Annotated in this window: 16 protein-coding genes and 1 pseudogene; 6 read left to right on the top strand and 11 right to left on the bottom strand. The window is 34.7% G+C overall.

What is annotated here, in order from left to right; all coding sequences use genetic code 11:
- Positions 1 to 382: 382 nt before the first annotated feature.
- On the top strand, positions 383 to 556 hold the full coding sequence (locus AB4Y30_RS04175) for a hypothetical protein (protein ID WP_368654241.1): 174 nt from the start codon (positions 383 to 385) through the stop codon (positions 554 to 556).
- 131 nt (positions 557 to 687) lie between these two features.
- Here the strand turns inward: AB4Y30_RS04175 and AB4Y30_RS04170 are convergent, their stop codons facing one another.
- The 6 genes from AB4Y30_RS04170 to AB4Y30_RS04145 form a co-directional block, all read right to left on the bottom strand.
- Positions 688 to 1,989 carry a GDSL-type esterase/lipase family protein gene (locus tag AB4Y30_RS04170; RefSeq protein ID WP_368654240.1) on the bottom strand — a complete coding sequence of 434 codons (1,302 nt, stop codon included), beginning with the start codon at positions 1,987 to 1,989 and terminating at the stop codon, positions 688 to 690.
- A 205-nt stretch (positions 1,990 to 2,194) separates the two neighbouring features.
- Complete coding sequence (locus AB4Y30_RS04165; protein ID WP_368654239.1) at positions 2,195 to 3,802, bottom strand: BCCT family transporter; 1,608 nt, start codon at positions 3,800 to 3,802, stop codon at positions 2,195 to 2,197.
- Between the two features lie 332 nt (positions 3,803 to 4,134).
- Positions 4,135 to 4,683, bottom strand: a complete 549-nt coding sequence (gene dcd / locus AB4Y30_RS04160; RefSeq protein WP_368654238.1) for a dCTP deaminase — start codon at positions 4,681 to 4,683, stop codon at positions 4,135 to 4,137.
- A gap of 548 nt (positions 4,684 to 5,231) precedes the next feature.
- On the bottom strand, positions 5,232 to 6,200 hold the full coding sequence (locus tag AB4Y30_RS04155; protein ID WP_368654237.1) for a GTP-binding protein: 969 nt from the start codon (positions 6,198 to 6,200) through the stop codon (positions 5,232 to 5,234).
- 65 nt (positions 6,201 to 6,265) lie between these two features.
- Positions 6,266 to 6,535, bottom strand: a complete 270-nt coding sequence (gene rpsN, locus AB4Y30_RS04150) for a 30S ribosomal protein S14 (protein WP_368654236.1) — start codon at positions 6,533 to 6,535, stop codon at positions 6,266 to 6,268.
- Between the two features lie 432 nt (positions 6,536 to 6,967).
- Positions 6,968 to 7,864 (bottom strand): NAD(P)/FAD-dependent oxidoreductase, encoded by an 897-nt coding sequence (locus AB4Y30_RS04145; protein ID WP_368654235.1) that lies wholly within the window; start codon positions 7,862 to 7,864, stop codon positions 6,968 to 6,970.
- A 206-nt stretch (positions 7,865 to 8,070) separates the two neighbouring features.
- Between AB4Y30_RS04145 and AB4Y30_RS04140 the strand changes: the two genes are divergently transcribed.
- The 4 genes and pseudogenes from AB4Y30_RS04140 to AB4Y30_RS04125 all read left to right on the top strand — a co-directional run bounded on the left by AB4Y30_RS04140 (position 8,071) and on the right by AB4Y30_RS04125 (position 11,937).
- Complete coding sequence (locus tag AB4Y30_RS04140; RefSeq protein ID WP_368654234.1) at positions 8,071 to 9,945, top strand: heavy metal translocating P-type ATPase; 1,875 nt, start codon at positions 8,071 to 8,073, stop codon at positions 9,943 to 9,945.
- Between the two features lie 406 nt (positions 9,946 to 10,351).
- On the top strand, positions 10,352 to 10,783 hold the full coding sequence (locus AB4Y30_RS04135; protein WP_368654233.1) for a transposase: 432 nt from the start codon (positions 10,352 to 10,354) through the stop codon (positions 10,781 to 10,783).
- An 11-nt stretch (positions 10,784 to 10,794) separates the two neighbouring features.
- Positions 10,795 to 11,573 (top strand): annotated as a pseudogene (locus tag AB4Y30_RS04130) (transposase).
- A 214-nt stretch (positions 11,574 to 11,787) separates the two neighbouring features.
- Positions 11,788 to 11,937 carry a hypothetical protein gene (locus AB4Y30_RS04125; RefSeq protein ID WP_368654232.1) on the top strand — a complete coding sequence of 50 codons (150 nt, stop codon included), beginning with the start codon at positions 11,788 to 11,790 and terminating at the stop codon, positions 11,935 to 11,937.
- Between the two features lie 41 nt (positions 11,938 to 11,978).
- On the opposite strand, the gene AB4Y30_RS04120 is transcribed toward AB4Y30_RS04125, so the two are convergent.
- Together AB4Y30_RS04120 and AB4Y30_RS04115 are read right to left on the bottom strand one after the other, a co-directional pair.
- Positions 11,979 to 13,145: a M24 family metallopeptidase gene (locus AB4Y30_RS04120; RefSeq protein WP_368654231.1), complete on the bottom strand. Its 1,167-nt coding sequence runs from the start codon at positions 13,143 to 13,145 to the stop codon at positions 11,979 to 11,981.
- Between the two features lie 136 nt (positions 13,146 to 13,281).
- Positions 13,282 to 14,622: an aspartate aminotransferase family protein gene (locus AB4Y30_RS04115; RefSeq protein ID WP_368654230.1), complete on the bottom strand. Its 1,341-nt coding sequence runs from the start codon at positions 14,620 to 14,622 to the stop codon at positions 13,282 to 13,284.
- Between the two features lie 428 nt (positions 14,623 to 15,050).
- Between AB4Y30_RS04115 and AB4Y30_RS04110 the strand changes: the two genes are divergently transcribed.
- The gene (locus AB4Y30_RS04110; protein ID WP_368654229.1) at positions 15,051 to 15,842 is read left to right on the top strand and encodes an HAD-IIB family hydrolase; all 792 of its coding nucleotides are present in this window, start codon (positions 15,051 to 15,053) and stop codon (positions 15,840 to 15,842) included.
- 194 nt (positions 15,843 to 16,036) lie between these two features.
- Here the strand turns inward: AB4Y30_RS04110 and AB4Y30_RS04105 are convergent, their stop codons facing one another.
- The 3 genes from AB4Y30_RS04105 to AB4Y30_RS04095 form a co-directional block, all read right to left on the bottom strand.
- Positions 16,037 to 17,647, bottom strand: a complete 1,611-nt coding sequence (locus tag AB4Y30_RS04105) for a gamma-glutamyltransferase family protein (RefSeq protein ID WP_368654228.1) — start codon at positions 17,645 to 17,647, stop codon at positions 16,037 to 16,039.
- A gap of 95 nt (positions 17,648 to 17,742) precedes the next feature.
- Positions 17,743 to 19,329 (bottom strand): ABC transporter substrate-binding protein, encoded by a 1,587-nt coding sequence (locus AB4Y30_RS04100; protein WP_368654227.1) that lies wholly within the window; start codon positions 19,327 to 19,329, stop codon positions 17,743 to 17,745.
- Positions 19,330 to 19,406: 77 nt separating this feature from the next.
- Positions 19,407 to 21,062 carry a hydantoinase B/oxoprolinase family protein gene (locus tag AB4Y30_RS04095; protein ID WP_368654226.1) on the bottom strand — a complete coding sequence of 552 codons (1,656 nt, stop codon included), beginning with the start codon at positions 21,060 to 21,062 and terminating at the stop codon, positions 19,407 to 19,409.

Genomic DNA, 21,062 nt, shown 5'->3' with positions numbered 1-21,062 from the left:
ATACAAAGCTGTGAAAGTAAGGGAGCTTGAATCATAAAATGAAACTTTATTCAGTGGGATTTTATAAAGCTCATTTTCAAAATAAAAAATAGCGGTTTTGAGTTTTCTTTTCTTCTCAAAACCACATAATTTTATTTTAACATCATGTTACTATTTGATATTTTCTTCATCATTCTAAGCATTATCGCTATTTCTAAAATCAGTAGCAGTAATATCCCGTAAACATTGTCTATATATACAATTAACATCATTATACGCAATTAATACGGAGACATATAAAATTGATGAGGCAGAGTGGAACCTAGCAAGTTATCATGATAAGGTAAATTTTATAACTTTTTATTTCATGTACATCCTACAGTCCTACCAAAGTTATCATAAAATGCTTGATGAAAATAAAGATACATCCACTTTCTCCATTGCAAAGTTGAATTTAGACGAATCTAAATTTGAAGATTTCCAGTCAGAACTTGATGCTTTAGTAAAAAAATATTACGATGAATCGCAAAATGATGATAACAGAGAGCGCACTGTTTCACTAGTTATTATTCCATAAGACTTGATATGGAAAGCTTGTGATCAGTATGTATACGTTTTTCAACAAAACCCAGCTTGAAGAAAAATCTCTTCAAGCTGGGTTAGTCTAAGCTTTTTTTACGCTTTTAAACCTCAATAAAGCAGCTAGCATTACTGTTCTGGTGTTGAAGGTTCTGTAATATCTGGGAAAGCTTGACTTATCTTACTCATAAATGCACCTGCAATTACTTGGTATCCCTCATTATTTGGATGAATATCAAATTTGTTAGGAAGGTATGTCTCATAATTTTTTTCAAAGAATGCAAAAGTAGGTACAAACATTGATCCTGTTGCAGTTGTAGTTTCTTGTATTTCTTGATTTAAAGCATTTATTAATGGCAGGATAATTTGTTGTAGATTTGCTGGTAAATAAGGTAATGCATTATAATAGCCTAACACATAAATATGAACATTTGGATTTGCTTGCTGGATAGTAGCTATTGTTTGTTCAAGATTTTGACCAACATTTGCTATAGTGGATGGAATATTCAACATGATTTGCTGTACCTCTTGTGCATTATTTATTAAATACTCGATTTCTGCTACTTGCTCCAAATATTTATTTAAATCATCTTCTAAACCTTTTATATCATCTATAGCTGCTTTTAAAGGAGAAGCCATATTTTTAAGTTCTTCTACTTCATTTTTAAGTTCTTCCGATATATTTAATATTTCAATGATTGTCTGCATATTACTTGAAGCAGCTTCCAGATTAATCAATGCGGCCTTTAATATGCCTACATCATCTACTCCATTTCCTTCAAGATTTCCTTTTGTTTCAGCTATTTTTAACTTTGCAGCTTCTATATTTTCTTCCGTGTTTTCTAGATTATCTATAATCAATTGTAGTGCTGCGCTTATATTTGGAGATAATAAATCTGGATATTTTTCTAGAAGATCCATTACTTTTCTTTCAATTTTATCTATGGATACTTTATCTAAAGATCCTTCTGCTACCTTAATCGCTTCTACTAAAGTATTTTTAATTTCTCTTTTCATTTTTTCATTAGATGCTGCATTCAAATATTTTGAATTAAACATGATAAATTTTGGTATATCTAATGCTTTTAGTAAATCATTTGCACCAACACTGATTGTGACAATATCTGCTTTAGAGAGCTCTTTATTATTTGGTAATGTCTCTAAAACTTCTGATGACGTAAAACCTGATACGCCTTTATTGACCATATTTACCTGATATCCATTAGTAATTAAAGTCTTAACAATATCACCAACATAACCATCGCCGTGTTCTCCATCATATAATAGCCCCGCAGCCAAAGAATCACCCAATGAAATATAATGAATTTCTATCTTTTCCCTTTTCTCTGCTAGCACTGTCATTGGTGTCCATATAATTAATAGAGCGAATATCATAGGCAATATTCGCGACTTCATAATTATTTTTTTCAATAATTTCACCCTTTCTTTTCTGAAGGTATATCTTTCCATTCATCTTTTATATTTTCAAATTGAATATTTGATGAGTATTAATAGTTTCGCAATTATTTCAGAAAATATTAATATTCTTCAGCATTTTTTTAAGATCTCTTTATGCAAAAAATTTAATCAATAAAAAAGCTTGATACCTATCATTTGATAAGGTATCAAGCTTTTTTTATACTTCAGTTTGTTTTCTTGATTTTCTAGATACTTTTGGCGGTTTTGGCGCTCTAGGCTTCGGTGGCTTCGGCGCTTTTGGTGTTCTTGTTCTCGGCTGCCTTGGTGGAAATACTCTTTTTCTCTCTGCGTCCGCATCTTTGTAGAAAGCTATAGCCATTAATATCACTACGATACTAAATGGAAATGCAGATATAATGGCTGCTGATTGTAAAGCATTCAATCCTGTTTCTCCACCTGCTAATAATAATACATAAGCAATAGCTGCTAAAGATAATCCCCAAATAATTTTTATTGCATTTGCAGGGGTTAATCTTCCAAATGAAGTCTGCATTCCCAAAACAAATGTTGCAGAATCTGCAGATGTAATAAAGAACGACATAATTAATAACACGGCAAATGTAGATAAAAGAAAGCCAAATGGCAACTCATTAAAGACACCAAATAACTGTGTTTCAGGTGGTAAATTAAATATTTCTGGCGCATCTACTCCTGTACTAATTCCAGTAATCCCGAAAGCACTGAACCAAAGGATAGCTACAACGGTTGGAACTAATAATACAGCAAATACGAATTCGCGAATGGTACGCCCTTTTGATACCCTAGCAATAAATATACCTACAAAAGGACTCCAGCTCATCCACCAACCCCAATAATAAATCGTCCAGTTCTCCAACCATTCATGCTTTTGCGCATTCAATGGTGCAGGGTCTAAACTCGTGTAAAAGAAGGTTGTTAAATAATCTCCTGTTGCACTTGTTGCTATATTCATGATTAACACGGTTGGACCAATAATCATAATAGCCGTAAATAATAATCCGGCTAAAATCATATTTAAATTACTTAAATATTGAATTCCTTTACTTAATCCACTCCAAGCACTATATAAAAATAGCGCAGTAATAACAGCAATAATGATTCCTTGAACTATTCCATTAACTGGAAGACCAAAAAGATAGTTCAGTCCACCATTAATTTGAATAGTACCAACACCTAAGGATACAGCTACTCCAATAACTGTCGCAAATACAGCTAAAATATCAACAACATTTCCTAAGGTTCCATCAACTTTATCTCCAAAAATAGGTCGTAAAGTTTTAGAAAGTAAACCTACTTCACCTTTTCTAAACTGCGCATAAGCTAAAGCAAGCCCAACTATAGCGTAAATCGCCCAAGGGTGTAATCCATAATGAAGAAAAGAAGCACGCATGGCTTCAACCACTGCTGCTGTAGTTTCCGGATCAGCAGTAGGTGGAGCTAAGTAATGCGCAATAGGTTCATGGGTTCCATAGAAAACCAAACCAATTCCCATACCTGCACTGAACAACATAGCTAACCATGATACGGTTTTAAATTCCGGTCTATCTGTAGGTTGACCTAGTCTAAGTTTTCCAATTGGACTAAGTCCTAAGAAGATGCAGAAAAGTAAAATGAAGGTAAAAACTGTAAGATAATACCAACCGAAGTGTTCTGTAATCCATGACCCAATTGCTCCAGATACTTCTCCAAATTGATCAGGAAAAACTACACCTAAAACCACTAATATGCCAACAAAAGATGCCGCATATGTAAATACCGTTGAGAATTTCTTGTCACTTTGATCCATAAAAAAATATGTCCTCTCTGTTCTTATCTGTTCTCATTTTTAACAACATGTTTTCCATTGTAACATACCTAGAAGACGATTCAAGTTTCTCGCCTGCTGAACATATTTGATTACTCGCTCTATTACTAGGCTTTGCGCAAATTAAAATTTTTATATAATTTTGCACAAAGCCAATAAACTTTCATTAATCTTTTACTTTTTCCAGCTTATTTCACCAGTGAATTATTTTATTTTTCCCTTTGACCAAGAAAAAATTCTAATTACATATAAGAAATATCTTTAGCATTCAGCGTGGTCCAAAAAATAATTTTTATAAATCCATTCAAAATTATTTATTGCTTCTTTTTTTCGGGATCCAAATACACTCTACTTGGTGTAGTTCCTTTTTGAAATAAGTATTTCCCTTGGTATCCTTCTGTTTCTTGATCCACTTGTGCAATAACTAATTGGCAAACACGCATGCCTACTTCTAGCTTTACTGGTACACGATTTGCGTTAAATAACTCTAGCGTAATTTGCCCAGAGAACCCTGGATCAATCCATCCTGCATTTTGAATAAAAACACCAAGTCTTCCTATAGAACTTCTACCCTCTACAAAAGCAGTTAATTGATTAGGTAAGCTAATTTGCTCTAATGTAGTTCCAAGTACAAAAGTTTGTGGAGGAATCATGATAACCCCTTCCTCCGTCACTTCCATTTCCCGATAATTTGCAGGCTGTTCAGTAGACAAATAAGGACTAGAAACATCATCAACGATTAAAAATTCCTTACCAAGACGCAAATCAACAGAAGCAGGTTGAATACTTATTTCTTGAAACGGAGTAATAGATATCAAATTGTCATTTACATGGTCTTGAATTGTTTTTCCCGATAAAATCATCTGCTTACACTCCTTATTTAATAAATAATAAATAGAAATACAAAAACTCTTTCCAAAAATCATGAAATAAAAGTGATATGGTAAAATCCTCTTTCACTTTTCTAATCAATGGAAAGATTTGATGCAAGCAGAGCTGTACCAAGATATTAATCGATTTTTTTACTAGGTGATACATATGGAAATCTAATAGCATGTTCAATATCTTGTATTTATTATGTCTAGTCTTAATCCTGCTAGACAGAAAAGAAAAACAAGCATGTCTCTCATAATCTGGGAGGGAGAGCCTCTTGTTAAATCAAGATTTAGCAAAGACACCATAAAACAAATATTTGACAACATGTTAGTTAAAACCAAGCTAATTTCCTATTCCCCATATCCATATAATTTAAACAGCTAAAATCGATAATATAAATTCCGCTCTAAATGCTTGCTATCTATCACTAGAAATAATAAAAATGGAGCATGTGCTGCATGAAGGCAAGACAGCATAGCTCCTAAATAACAGGCTCTTTTTAAATCAGAGTTCTTATAAAAAATGAATGGAGTAATTATATAGCAAGGCACTTTTGAAAGCCTTTTTTCAATTCCTCATGATCTAGGTTTTTCCCAATAAATACGACCTCGCTTTTCCTTTTCTCTTCTTTTCCCCAAAGCTCTTCTTCTGTTCCTGCGAACAACATATGCACTCCCTGAAAAGCTACCTTTTGCTCCAATTGTTTGATATTAAGGATACCTTTGTAGCGATATAAACTTTCTCCTTTAACACGGACTAAATAAGCAAACCACCTATTTACTTTATCTAAATCAAGCGGACGATCCTCCTGTAATACAAAAGATGTTACTTCATGATTATGATGATGGTGATGTGTTTCAGTTAACAAATTAGGATCAATATTTAATACATGATCCAGTTCAAACGATCTATGACCGATTAAATCTTTAGTATCAACATCTCCATAAGTGGTATAGAATCGCTGTGCATTTGGATTCATTTGAATCAGCTGTTTTTCTAGCTTTATTTTTTCAGCTTCTGTGATTAAATCTACCTTATTGATAAGCAAAATATCTGCAAACGCAATTTGCTGCTGCGGCTCCTCCTCTTGTAAATGTTGCCCTATATGCAGGGCATCGACCATTGTAATCACACTGTCGATTTCAAAATAATCTGCCGTTTTTTCATCCATTAAAAATGTTTGAATAACTGGAGCAGGATTAGCCATGCCTGTTGTTTCAATGATTACTCGATCCAATTTTTTCTCTTGTTTGATCAAATTATCTAATAAATGGATTAAATCTCCTCGCACATTACAACAAATACAGCCACTGTTTATTTCGATGATTTCTTCTCTTGTCGGTATCACCAGTTGACCGTCAATGGATGTATCACCAAATTCATTGATGATAACAGCAACCTTCTGATCTGACATATCATGTAGTAATTTATTTAACAATGTCGTTTTCCCAGCGCCTAAGAAACCAGTTAAAATAGTTACAGGAATTGGTTTTTCAATTGACAATGCTTTTCCTCCTTATCCATAAAAGAAAAATTTTTACCAAAAGTATTCATTTTCTGGAGATTCTATTACCAGCTAGCTTTTCTCACGCCGGGTATTTGTCCTTTGTGAGCATATTCTCTAAAAGAAATACGGGACATCTTGAATTTTCGTAGATAGCCATGTGGTCTCCCTGTAATCTCACAACGATTTTTTAGGCGGGTTGGTGAAGAATCTACTGGTAATTTACGCAATTCTTCGTAATCCCCTTTTGCTTTCAGCTCTTTTCTTCGCTCTGCATATTGTTTAACCATTTGTTGACGTTTTTTCTCTTTAGCTATTTTTGATTTTTTAGCCATTTTAACTTGCTCCCTTCATTATTGATTATTTATTTTCAGCGAATAAATCGGTGTCATTATGATTAATATCAGGAAATGAAGAAGTCTCCTAAAATGACAGACTTCTCTGCTATTTCCATAAAATGTAACTCTATTTCAAACTTGTATTTTTATTTCTTGAAGTGCAATAGATCATTCCATCAAAGCTTCTGCTTCTAAAAAATGCGCCTTTTAAACTTTGCCATTCTTCTTTAGGCGTTCTTTCGTCAAGCTTCCATAAATGAAATTATAAATATTGCAATTTAATATTTAAAAATGCTCTTTATTTATGTAGCACTCTTACTCACTACTTTTTTCTCCACCACACAAAACGTAATAATTACGATTTAAGGAATAAAAAAAAGACCTCATATTTATGCGGTTTTTTCAATTATTATTTTCTCTATATACTTACTAAAATACTTCTTCTACGAAATCACTAATTACTCCTATTGCTGCTTTAGCTCCTTCACCTGCTGCAATAATCAGCTGTGGAGGACCATTTGCATTATCTCCAGCTGCATAAATTCCCTTCATACTTGTACGTCCATATAAATCTGTTTTAATTCCGCCCATTTCATTCAACTCTAACCCTAAACGCTTACCAAAAGGTGTAGCTTGCTTCATTTGATAAGAGACAAATCCCACTTCCCTATGAAGTTCTTTACCATTTTGAAAATGAATCGTTTTTAATTGTCCATTTTCCCCTTCTAACCTTAAAATCACATCTTCTATAATCTCGATTTGCTTCTCTTTTAATATTTCTTTTTCATCAGAACTGAAGCTTGCTTTTCCATTTGTGCAAACAATGATGTCCTCACTCCAATTAGAAATCATTTTTAGACCATGAAAGGCATGTGCACCATTAGCAATATAGACCAATGGAAGATCTTTTAGCTCCCATCCATCACAGAAAGGACAAGGAAATAGGCTAGTTCCATAAACATCATGAATTCCCTCTATCTCAGGCAATACATCTTTTAATCCTGCTGCCAGAATAATGGTTGTAACTTTGTAATTCCGGCCATCCTCTGTTTTAATCTGGAAGGTAGAATCAGCCTGTATAATATCCAATACCCGATTCTTTTGAATGGATATGGTAGGGTATTTTCTTAAATCTATATGAGCTAAGTTTCTAAACTCAGATGGTTTGATCCCATCTCTCGTAATAAAATTATGAGATTCCTGCGCTACAGAATTACGTGGTGCATCATTATCAAATAAAATAACTTCTTTTCTCCCTCTTCCTAAAATGAGAGAAGCATTTAATCCAGCAGGTCCTCCCCCAATCACAGCGCAATCATAATACAAAATATTTCCCTCCTTTTTTGTACAGAACTAATTTTCATTATTCCTCACCCACTATATCGTAATCGTTACGATTTATCAAGTGAGATTATTTCAAAAGATTTTTATCACTATTCTTCATATAATCCTAGACAGTAAAAATAAAATCAACTATAATTATAATTATTATAAATTAATACTTATTATAATTTGAAAGGAAATACATAATAATGAGCAAAATAAATCAGATTGTCTCTTTTTTTAAAATACATGGAGAAATAATCGCTGCAGCTATCAGTGGAATTTTGATTCTAATCGCCTGGATACTATCTAGTCATATTCATCATGCTTTATGGATTGGATTACTCATTGCCGCTTTTCTTATTGGTGGTTTTGCCAAAGCAAAAGAAGGTATTACAGAGACCATCAAAACTAAACAACTCAACGTAGAATTATTAATGATTATTGCTGCAATTGGCGCAGCATCCATAGGCTATTGGGCAGAAGGTGCTATTTTAATTTTCATTTTCTCTTTATCTGGGGCTTTAGAGAGCTATACAGAAAATAAAAACAAAAACGAATTACAAAGTCTTATGAAATTACAGCCAGAGACAGCTACATTATTAGATGGAAAAGTCATTCATATTGAACAATTACAGCCCGGTGATCAAATTGCGGTAAAAGCAGGTGAAAGAATCCCAGCTGATGGTCTGATTATAAAAGGCGAAACAACCATTGATGAAAGTGCGTTATCTGGAGAATCCGTTCCAATCTCTAAAAGAATTGGAGCTGAAGTATTTGCAGGAACAGTAAATTTAAATGGAAGTCTTCATATTGAAATAAATACATTACCAAATGAAACAATGTTTCAAAAAATCATTAAGTTAGTTCAAAATGCGCATGAAGAACGCTCCCCATCCCAGCAATTTATTGAAAGATTTGAAGGTTTATATGTAAAAATTGTTCTCATTACAGTTGCTGTGATGATGTTCCTTCCTCATTATTTATTTGGTTGGTCTTGGACCGATACAATTTATCGTGCCATGATTTTATTAGTTGTCGCTTCACCATGTGCACTAGTTGCTTCAATTATGCCAGCAACTCTATCTGCTATTTCTTCTGGGGCACGTCAAGGTATTCTTTTTAAGGGCGGTGTGTATGTAGAAGCATTAGCTAAGTTAAATGTGATTGCCTTAGACAAAACAGGAACATTAACAAAAGGCGAACCCGCTGTCGTTGATTCTTTTATTGTTCCAAAACAGAATTTAGAAGAACTAGCAGATATCATTTATACAATTGAAAATGAATCAATCCACCCACTTGCTCTAGCAATGAAAAATTGGGCAGAAGCACAAGCTGGTGAAAGATTAGGGTTAGCAACAACTGTACAGCATCATAACGGTCGAGGTCTTGCAGCAGAAATTAATGGCGTCCATTGGCTCATTGGGAATGCAGAAATGGTAGGAAAGCAAGCAGCTAATGAGTTTTTTCAAACTCATTATACTGTAGAACAAGCCAAAACAAATATCTTTGTAAAGAAAGATACAGAAATTATCGCTGTTTTTCTGTTAAAGGATACGCTCCGTCAAGAGGCAGTTGAAGCAATTCACGAGCTGCATCAGCTCGGCCTAAGAACAATGATGTTAACAGGAGATAATGAAGCAACAGCAAAAAGCATTGCCCAGGATGCTGGAATAACGGAATATCACGCAAATTGTTTGCCTGAAGATAAAGTAAACCATTTAAAACAGTTAAGACAGGAAAGCCAACAAACCGCAATGGTTGGTGATGGCGTAAATGACGCACCAGCCCTAGCAACAGCAAACATTGGTGTTGCCATGGGAGCAGGAAGTGACATTGCTTTAGAAACAGCAAATATCGTATTAATGAAAAATAATCTAGCCAAAATGGTAAATGCCATTCGGATTTCTAAGAAAATGAATGCTATTATTAAGCAGAATATTATCTTTTCCCTTGCTGTCATCGGAATTCTAATTGTTAGTAACTTCTTACAAATTATTAATATGCCATTAGGTGTCATTGGTCACGAAGGAAGTACTATTCTTGTTATTCTGAATGGCTTACGGATGTTAAAGACAGAGTAAGTTATAGTAAAATCACTACTTTGTATTTTTGATTTATACAAAGTGGTGATTTTCTTGATTATGCCTGGATAAACACTTAAAAAAAATTCATATCAAAAAAGCTAGAAGAAGATGTCAATTTACCTGCTTCATTATTTTTTGTCATATAAAACATACTAAGATTAGTGGGTAAGATCATCGACGGATGACCTTACCCACTATTTCTTTTTTTAAGATATAGTGAGAAGTGAAAGAAAGCCCGACCGAAGTCTCTGGGATTACGAATCCGAATTAAAAACAGGGCTTCTTCACTTTCATTTTTGAATCAGGTTTAAGTATGTTGGGGCCATAGAGCTCGTGTAAAGGAAATTGGAATCGAAATGAACAGGTGAAGATCTTTCATAAAAAAGAAGAGAGAGGTAGTAAAATGGGAACAGTAATGGCTTTGGATGTTTCGATGGGGAAAAGCTATAAAGTTGTTTACGATGGTCAACAGTGTCTTTCTGAAGGTGAAGTCATTCATAGTCAAGTTGGTTTTCAGGGCCTCCTGGACGAAATTCGTACGCTCCCAGATGATATGATGTTGGTCTTTGAAGCGACGGGTATTTACTCTAAACCAGTAGAAACATTCTGCCGAAAAAATCAGTTGCATTATTGCTTATTAAATCCCTTAGCAGCTAAAAAACAATTAGAACAAGGAACATTAAGAAGTTGGAAAACGGATAAACATGATGCCCATAAATTGGCACAAGTGCATCAACAAAATATTCGTCTAAAAAAAATACAACAACCTAGTGTTTATCATGAAATACGTGATTTATCTCGCTTTTATCAAGAAGTAGAAGAGGATATGATATAAAGCGTACACGAATGCATTTGCATAATGCATTACAGTTAAGTTTTCCAGAATTGGAGAGATTCTTTTCTAGTCGAGTCACGCCTTATGCACTCACTCTAATCAATTTATTTCCACACCCAGATTTTGTATTACAAACAAGTAAAACAAAAGTCAAAAACCTTTTGATGAAAAGTACGATCAAAAAGATTTCAGAGAATCGGGCAAAGCAAAAAGCAAGCGACATTATGGTATACGCCCAAGAGTCTTACCCAGCTGTTTCTTCAACTAGTGTCATAACTCAAAAAGTCCAATATTATGCGCAACAACTTTTACAACTATTACAAGAAAAGGGAAATATTTCAAAGCAAATGATTGAAAAGGCAAAGACACTTTTTGAATTCGAGATTCTCACAAGCTTTCCAGGGATTGGTGAAATTAGTGCATCCCTATTTATTGGTGAAATTGGGGATCTTTCTCGCTTTTCCAATCATAAAAAGTCAATGCTTTTATTGGGATTGATATTCGAAGATATCAATCAGGTAAATATGCAGGTCAAGATCACATTAATAAGCGCGGAAATCCGAAAGGAAGGAAAGTCTTATACTTCATTGTTCGAAATATGATTCGTCAACAAAAAGCAGCACCAAATCACATTGTCGATTATTATTATAAATTAAAAAAGCAGCCTCATCCCAAAAAGGACAAGGTTGCGGTAGTAGCTTGCATGAACAAACTACTAAAATGTATTTATTCCATGGTCAGGAACAATACAAAGTACGATTACTCGCACACGGTCTCGGTGGACCAATAATCTCTTAAATTATAACACAGATACTCCCTCAAAAAAATATAGAATACTTGAGGTCTATTTAGCATGCTTACATATTAAAAAAGACTTGACTAATCGTAGGAAATGAGGCTGGGACAAAAGGAAAAATTAAGCTTGAAATCCGAATAATATTCAAATGAAGCGTAGGAAATATACGTAGACTCCTATGGGAAGATGGCCTAGGTGAGACCCCGGAGTGCGTAGCACGAGGCAGACGAGTACGCCACGTCCTGTGGCAACGTCTGCATTAGGACGTCCTGTCCGTCGAGGCTCTCCAGCCGCCCATGGAAAGCGGAGTATATTTCCGAAGCGGTTATTTGCACAATTTATGTTTGGAATTATCTAAGTAATAATTTCTTTTGTCCCAGCCTCACATCACCTAGCTTATCATTTCAAAAATAGCGCCCTCTCTATATTTGAAAAAGGTTCACATCCATTTTCCGTTATTCTAATCGTCTCACTCACTTCAAACCCCTGTTCATCCATCCAAATAGCTGGTAGGACATGAATCGTCATGTTTGGTTCCAATACCGTTCGATCACCTGGTCTGAAGCTTAATGTCTGTTCTCCCCAATCAGGTGGATAGCCTAATCCAATTGGATAACCTACACGGGATTCCTTTGCCAAGCCTGTTTTTTCAATAGCATTTCTCCATTTTAGTTCAACCTCTTCACAAAGAATGCCTGGTTTAATAAAGTCTAAAATAATATCTAGGCCTTCTAAAACAACTTTTGACACTTCTTCAAATTCATGAGTAGGTTGTCCCAAGAATATAGTTCTGGCAAGAGGAGCATGATATCGATACCTACACCCAGATAATTCCATAAAGACAACCTCATTTTTCTCATATTTTTTATCTGTCCAAGACAAATGAGGTGTTGACGTTCTTTCACCTGAAGGCATCAAGGGGATAATTGCTGGATAATGACCTGCCAATCCATCTACACCACTAATCAATTGCTGATATACTTTTGCAGCAACATCCGCTTCTCTAACTCCAACCTCAATATGATCAATAGCTGTTTGCATTGCCCTCTCTGTTATGCGTCCAGCAATCTTCATATGCTCAATTTCTTGTTCTGATTTTATCATTCGTATATGATTCACAAGGTATGAGGCATCTTTAAATGTCGCATTGGGTAAATCTTTTTCCAGCTCCAGATAAGCACGATGTGAAAAGAACTCCTGGTTCATTTCAAATCCAATCCGCTTTTTATCACAATCTAACTCTTTTAAAATATCCGCAAAAAAGTTCATCGGATGTTTAGTAGAAGATTGTACATAATCGTCACTGTAGCCCTTTATATTATTCTCTTGAATCCAAGTCGTTAATTTGGCACCATTGACATCCATTCTTCTGCCCACCCAAATTGGCTCTTCCTGATCCAGGATTACAATGACACCCTGTTCTACATAATATGAATATCCATCGTAGCCTGACAAATAATTCATATTAGCAGGATTCGTAGTAAGCAATACATCAATCCCTAGCTTTTGCATACTTTCTTTCGTCTTATTTAGTCGTTGGACGAATTCAGATTTCTTAAAAACCATTCCATATTCCCCCTTACCACCTTTGTTACTTCGTTGTGCAAAATCTTTGATCGATTCATTTTTCTTAGCAATGTCCTATTGGATAAAAAACGGTCTATTACTCATCACGATCGCAGAGACTGGCCGTTTGTATTGTTTATTTAAGCCCTTTCTTTTTAACCTTGGTTAAGGATTTATCAATAATTGAAATGATCGTTTCCACTTCTTCCCTATTAATACAGAATGGTGGAGCGAAGGCTAGTGTATCCTGTCCTTCATAAATAATACTTCTGCCTAACAAGCCAAGTTTCAACGCTTCTTCAACTACTTTAACGGATACTGGCTCAGAGTAGCGTATATTCTTTTCTTTATCTTTTAAGATTTCAAAAGCTCTCAGCAATCCAATGCCTCTTATATTACCAATCTCCTCATGACGCTCTTCCAACCATTTGAATCCTTTTTGAAATTCTGCTCCCATATTGCGCACATTTTCGATTAAATTTTCTTCTTCAATGATTTCTAAATTCTTCAATGCAACTGCACAGCACATTGGATGACCACTATAAGTGTATCCGTGCATATAAACACCATCTGATAACTCAATTAGTTCATTTTTAAGCTTCTCTGAAATGACCATCCCACCTAGAGGAGCATAACCACTTGAAATCCCTTTAGCGATCACCATCATATCTGGAACGACACCGAAATTCTCTATTCCGAAGTTGGTTCCTGTTCTGCCAAAACCTGTTATAACTTCATCTGTAATGAACAGAATGTCATTTTCATCACATATTTCCCTAACCTCTTTAAAGTAATTTTCTGGCGGCATATTGACACCACCTGATCCCTGTACAGGCTCTGAAATAAAAGCGGCAATCGTCTCTGCCCCTTGAAGTGCTATCATTTCCTTTAGTGATTCAATGGAAGAATCGACATAGTGAAAATCTGGTGATAAGGAAGGAAATTCTCTGAATGCAGGCAAGCCTGTTGCACTCGTAGCTCCCATGGATATTCCATGATACGATTTTTTACGGGAAATAATCTTTTTCTTCTCATATTTTCCTTTTAATTGCCAATAATAGCGTGCTGTTTTAAATGCTGTATCATTGGCCTCTGATCCACCTGAAGTAAAGAAAGTCATTGTCAAATCTCCTGGTGTCATTTGTGCTACCTTTTCAGCCAGCTTAATTGCAGGTTCATGACTATTCGTTGCAAATGTTGAACTGAATGCTAATTTCTTCATTTGTTCCATTGCCGCTAACCCGAGTTCCTCTCGACCGTGACCGATATTAACATTCCATAAAGACGATAAGCCATCAATCACCTGTTTTCCTCTAATATCTTTTAAGTAAACTCCTTTACCCTCCGTAAAAATAAAGCCGGGTCCCTGTTCTTGATGTTGTTTGAATGAGGTCGTTGGATGCATAAAATGCTTCTTGTCAATGCCCGCCAATTCCTCATATTTTTCTTGTGCCTTCTCAATCGTTTTCGTTTCCATCTCGTTTCCCCTTTCTTTTTGAATATTGCTATTTGGTCTTTCATTAGTACCTGCACTTTTAATCATACTAATTCAAACTTTCTCATAATTTACATAAATTTGCAAATTGTTTTTTCAGTATATTTATCCTATGCTGTTTGAAATCTATTTGTAGTTTTAAAAATATATCTTTTCAAGTTTTAACAAGGCTGAATAGACTATCAGTTAACCTATATTAAAATAGGAAAATAGCCAAGTTTCTTCATTATTGTATTGGTTCGATTATGTCCATCCGCGAAGATATCAACAGGAATTTTTCATCAAAAGAGATTGTTTAATCATTTTCTTTTGTAAATTATAGAGGTTTTAGTAACATCTCAACTACGTTTTCTATTTAATCCTTCAATCTGATATGATAAGAGTATTAAAGGTTATAGAGGTGATACATCATGAACTTTGTTTTTGATTTAGATGGAACTATTTGTTTCAACGGCCAGCCCATTTCTGAAAAATTATTAAATGCATTAGAGAGATTGGTAGATCAAGAAGGACATAAAGTTATTTTTGCATCAGCTAGGTCAATACGGGATTTACTTCCTGTTCTACATGAGCGTTTTCATAAATATCCAATGATTGGTGGCAATGGTTCCATGGTTGCAAACCATGGAAATATCATATCAACAGTAAATTTCCAACATGATACGCTTAAGGAGATTATTCAATTAATTGATACTTACCATGTATCCTATTTAATAGATAGTGATTGGAATTATTCTTATACAGGATCGGACACACACCCTATTTTTAATAGTCTTGATCCACAAAAACGTGCTAAAAATGTACCATTAGATCAACTACAGTCCTTTATTAAAATTTTAATGCTCACTTCATCCAATATGAAAGAAGTTGAAGAAAAGCTTAAGAAGATGGAGATTGTTGTCCATACTCACAGAGGTGAAGGTGTTTTAGATATAAGTCCTAAAGGCATTGATAAATGGAGCGGATTACAGCAACTTGGTATTAAAGAGGGAGAATATATTGCATTTGGCAATGACATAAATGATATTTCCATGTTTCAGCATGCGCTACACTCTGTCATGATTGGGGAAAATCTACAATTATCTCCATTTGCATCTGAAAATGTTATATTAAGCGAGGATGTAGAAAATATTATTGTAGAAAAGCTTGAGGAATTAGGAACGATGTATAGAACAAACATTGATAATAGGAGTACAGTTTAAATGGTGTTAGCTAGACTTTCTTGTTTATTAAAATGATTTCCATATACATTTTCTCCTCTCATTCCTAAAATCTCTTTAATGAATTTATTATTAATAAAACCCTATAGTCAACAACAAAGTCCCCTAAAGGTAGATAATAAAACTACCTTTAGGGGACTTTATGATATAATCTCGTTCCTGTCGTAAAACTTAGCTCAAGAGATTACCTTTTGTCCGTCTAATCCTCTTGGATCTGAGCCCCCTGACAGGATTCCTGTATCTGGATCTATCCATATAGCTTGTACTCTTGACATATAAGTAGAGCGTTGCACATCATATTTATTTCGTAATGTACGACTGGTCTCCTCCGGGATAAGTGGCTCAAGAAAAATTTTATCCTGCTCTTCTGAATGAAACCTTGGAGCATTAACCGCTTCTTGCATGGACATGCCATGATCAATCACATTAAGGATTGTTTGAAGTACTGCTGTAATAATACGACTTCCTCCTGGAGCTCCTATCACCATAACTAACTTACCATTTTTATAAAGAAAAAGGGGAGCACCGCCACCACCACGTTTACCAGGAAGAATAGAATTCCAATTTCCGTGAACAGGGTTAAAATGTCCAACAAAATTATTGTATAAAAATCCTAAATTACTAGTTACCATCCCAGATCCTCCCATTGAACCCAGGGTATGTGTCCAGCTTACAGCCGATCCTTCTTTATCAATTACGGATACATGAGTAGTATCCGAACCTAATCCTGTAGGTGTATCTGGACCAATAATAGTGTCTCCATGATTAATCTGTTCTTGCCAATATTTAGCTCGTTCTATGGAAGTATATTTACGTAACAAATTTATTACTACTGAATAAGGAGGATCACCTTTTAATTGAAGATGATCTTTAAATCCTGCGCGCATTACACTTGCAATAAGCTCTATATATGCCGGACTATTATGAATAAGTCCTTTCACATCAAAACCTTCTAATATTTGTAACATAGCAATTACTTGAGCACTGCTTGTACTACCACTTACAGCACCTCGTAATTCATAGCCTTTGTAATGTCCTACTATCGTTTCTGTTTCTAAAACATTATAATTTTCTATATCCTCTTTAGTTATTAGTGAATCATTACTTTGAAAATCCTTTGCAATTTGTTCACCAATATCTCCTTTATAGAAGTCTAATCCTCCATTATTTGCAATCCGGCTCAATGTCTTACCATACTCTTTTTGTATAAATCTTTTCCCTGTTTTCTTCGGTGTCCCATAAATCTTTATAGAATCTTCATTTTCAGAAATTTTCCGATAAAAGCTTGGGTGTCCTGGGGTATCTGCTTTATCAGACCATAATCGAAACAGATAAGGGTAATTTTCAAAGCCTTCTGTTGCTAATTGTATAGACGGTTCTATAATTTCTTTCCAAGAAATATTTCCGCTTCCGTATTTTTGAAATGCTTCCCAAGCACCTAATACAAAGCCAGGCACCATTATTGATTTATAACCATACTGATTTTCTTCACTCTTTATGATGTACCTACCATATGCTTCCGAACGACTAATGTATTCATCAGCCCAATATTCTGGAATTGATTTAGAACCCATTGTACATGAACAATCTAGATGAAAAGATTCACCTGTTGAAGCAATATGGACAAGTAAATATCCACTCCCTCCTATTCCACTATAAAAAGGATTTATTACTCCTTGAACAAATGCAGCTGAGATAGCAGCATCTACTGCATTTCCACCTTTCGCTAGAATATACTCTCCAGCTTCTACTGAATAAGGTTCTGGTGCAACTACCATTCCATTCATAGTTATTCACTCCAGTATAATTAAATGATAGTGAAAAATTATTCTTTGTAAAACAATGCACTATTATTTGTTAAAACTTTCTATAAGCATATCTTTTATTCTGATACTTTTGTATTCCAAAATATATAGCCTCCAGGGCTATCAAAAACTTTGAAACCTTCTACTTTATCTGTTGTTCCAACTATTACTGCATAGTCACCTACTCTTGATATTGGTAAGTATTCTGTCCATAAGAATTCTTGTAAAGTTTCCCAATGTGCTTTAGCTTGTTCTTGAGTTTCAGCTGTTCTAATTTTATCTTTTAAATCTGTGATTTTTGGATCATCCGTCCAACCAGGCCATTTAGGATCTAATGCTAGCATTTGTGGTGGCGAGGTTTTATAATCTGGACCTAAAATACTAATATCCCAGACTCCTGGATCATGTTGAAGGTCTAATAATGATGACCAATCATAAATTTCAATTTTAACATTCATTCCGGCTTCTTCTAATTGCTGTTGTAAGATAACTGCAGTATTATAATTATAGTCATAATCTCGGGTAGATAAGACTGTGATTTCCTCTCCATCATAACCAGCTTCTTCTAATAACTCTCTAGCTTTTTCTGGATCTCCCTGGTTATATTTTTCTTTTCCCGCATCCACATACCAATTAACTATTTGGTCATTTATATATCCTGGATTTAATTTATAAAGATCTTCATCAGGATAAGTACTTTTCATAATCATTTCTGCATCTACAGCTGTATTTACTGCTTCACGCATTTTAAAATCAGAAAATAATCCTTCTTTTTTATTAAATGATATTTCAATAGCTCCCTTGTAGGATATTAGTGTATTTATATTGGGATCTGATTTTAGCTCCTCATAATTATCTTCTGGTAAGAAGTTAACAATATCATATTCACCTGTTTTAAGTCCCATTAATCGTGTAGAAGTATCTGTAACAAAATAAAAATAGAGATCATCTACAAGTGCTTCCTTCTTTCCAGACAATCCATCTGTCGGTAAGTCTGACTGTGTGTAATCTTCAAATTTTGATAATTTAATATATTGATCTTGCTTCCAGTCGTCGAATTTAAAAGGGCCTGTACCAATATACTCTGTAACACCAGTTGTTTCTTCTGATTCAATAACTTCTTTAGGCATTATGGAAGAATCATCTCGCTCAGCAAGAAAAACTAGGATATCCTTATACTTCTCCTTTAATTTCATAATCACCGTATAGTCATCTTCCATTTCAAATGTTATTCCTTCAAAGTATGCAAGTGCTTGTGTTGATTTTTCCGCCCATCTATTCATAGAAGCTAAAACATCCTCAGCAGTCATTTCTTTTCCATTATGGAAGTTAACTCCTTTTCTTAAATGGAATGTATATGTTAATCCGTCTTCACTTTGTTCTATCGATTCAGCCAACATTGGTGTAGGTTCAAAGTCTGAATTTAATGTCACTAGCGATTCGAAAATATTTTGAGCAACCCTTGCCCTTACTACTGCCGAACTCATTAGTGGATCAAGTGTATTAGGTTGAGATTCCAATGCCACTTTTAATTGACCACCACTGTTATCAGAATCGGAAGTGGTATTTGATTTTGTAGAATCATCACTACACCCCACTAATACACTAGCAAACATTATTAGTGACAATGCAATAATTTTAGATATATATTTTTTACTAATCATATCCAAAACGCCTTCCTTCACTTTATATTTGGCAAAAACAAGCTAGCGTAAATAAGTTAAAATCTACTACAATCAATTTAGTTGAATTTACTTATCTTCCCTTCAGAAAGATCCTCAATTATTTTACTTTGATCTCTTTCATTCGGATTACCATAACCACCAGAACCAGGTGTACGCACACTCAAAATGTCTCCTTTTTTCAGTGCAATTCCGGAAACTTTACCAGTATTTAATTTTCTTTCAGTTTTTGTTCCTGGATTGATGACAAACTCTCCACCAACGCCGTCTAATCCATCAAATAACCCCCACGGTGGAATCACTTGTCGGTCACCATGAGTCGCAAACTCCATATCAAATAGCACTTTATAATCTCGTCGTATGCCTAGTCCTCCTCTATATTTACCAGCACCTCCAGAGTCTTTTCTCAATTCAAACCTTTCAATCATTAATGGGTATTCCATCTCCAAACATTCGATAGGTAAGTTTGAGGAGTTAGTTACATGCACATGAACCCCATCCAGTCCATCCTTGTTATATCTTGCACCTAGCCCTCCACCTAATGATTCTGGATAAACAAACGTCTTATCTCTATAATTGTCATATCCTGAAAACAATACAGTTGTAACAGCACTATTACAACCAGCAACAATTCTCTCAGGTACTGCTTCAGAAAGAGCTCCAAAAATCACATCGACTATCCTTTGACATGAATCTGTCCTTCCCCCAACAGCTGCTGGTGATTCAGCATTGACAATTGACTTTCGAGGTGCAGTCACTTTAATTGCCTTGTAATATCCAGCATTAGATGGGACTGTTGGATCAATGACAACTTTTAAAGCATAATAAATTGTCGCTAATAAAGCAGTTTTCACAACGTTTATTCCACCAGTTACCTGAGGACTAGAGCCTGTAAAATCAAGATGAATCGACTCATCAAATACCTCAATCTTTACTTTAATTGGAATTTTAATATTCAGATTAATCCCATCATCATCAAGATAATCTGTAAATGTATAAACACCATTCGGAATATCTTTTATACCTGCTTTAACTTTTCTCTCTGTGTATAATAACAACTCATTTAAACTATTTTTATAGGTTTGTTCTCCATATTTATCAATTAACTCAAATAACCTCTTTGCCCCTAGCTTATTAGAAGCAATTTGTGCTTTTAGATCCCCTAATCTTTCTTCTGGAGTCCTACAGTTAAGCAAAATTAAATCTATAATAGACTGAGATATTTCTCCCTTTTCTATCAACTTTATTGGAGGTATTCTTATTCCTTCTTGAAAAATACTAGTACAATTCCCTGATGAACTTCCTGGTACCATTCCACCTACATCAGAATGGTGAGCGATATTAGCAACAAATGCGATAATTTTTCCATTACTAAAAACTGGCTGAGCAATAGTAATATCAGGGAGATGTGTTCCTCCCCCATTATAAGGATCATTAGCTACAAACATATCGCCTTCATGAATCTCATCCACATCAAATTTGGTTAATATTTCTTTACAAATTCCTAGCATTGAACCAAGATGGATTGGAATGGCTGCTGCTTGTGCAATCGTTTCTCCCTTTTCATTAAATATGGCTGTTGAAGAATCTTTTCTTTCTTTAATATTTGTTGAATAAGAGGTTTTTACTAATGTTACTCCCATTTCTTCCGCTATCGAAAGTAGAGCATTACTTAAAACTTCAACCATGATTGGATCCACTTTTCTATTCTTCAA

This window comes from Ornithinibacillus sp. 4-3 (assembly GCF_040958695.1).
GTDB lineage: Bacteria > Bacillota > Bacilli > Bacillales > Amphibacillaceae > CALAMD01.
This window is presented reverse-complemented; position numbering and strand designations above follow the sequence as displayed.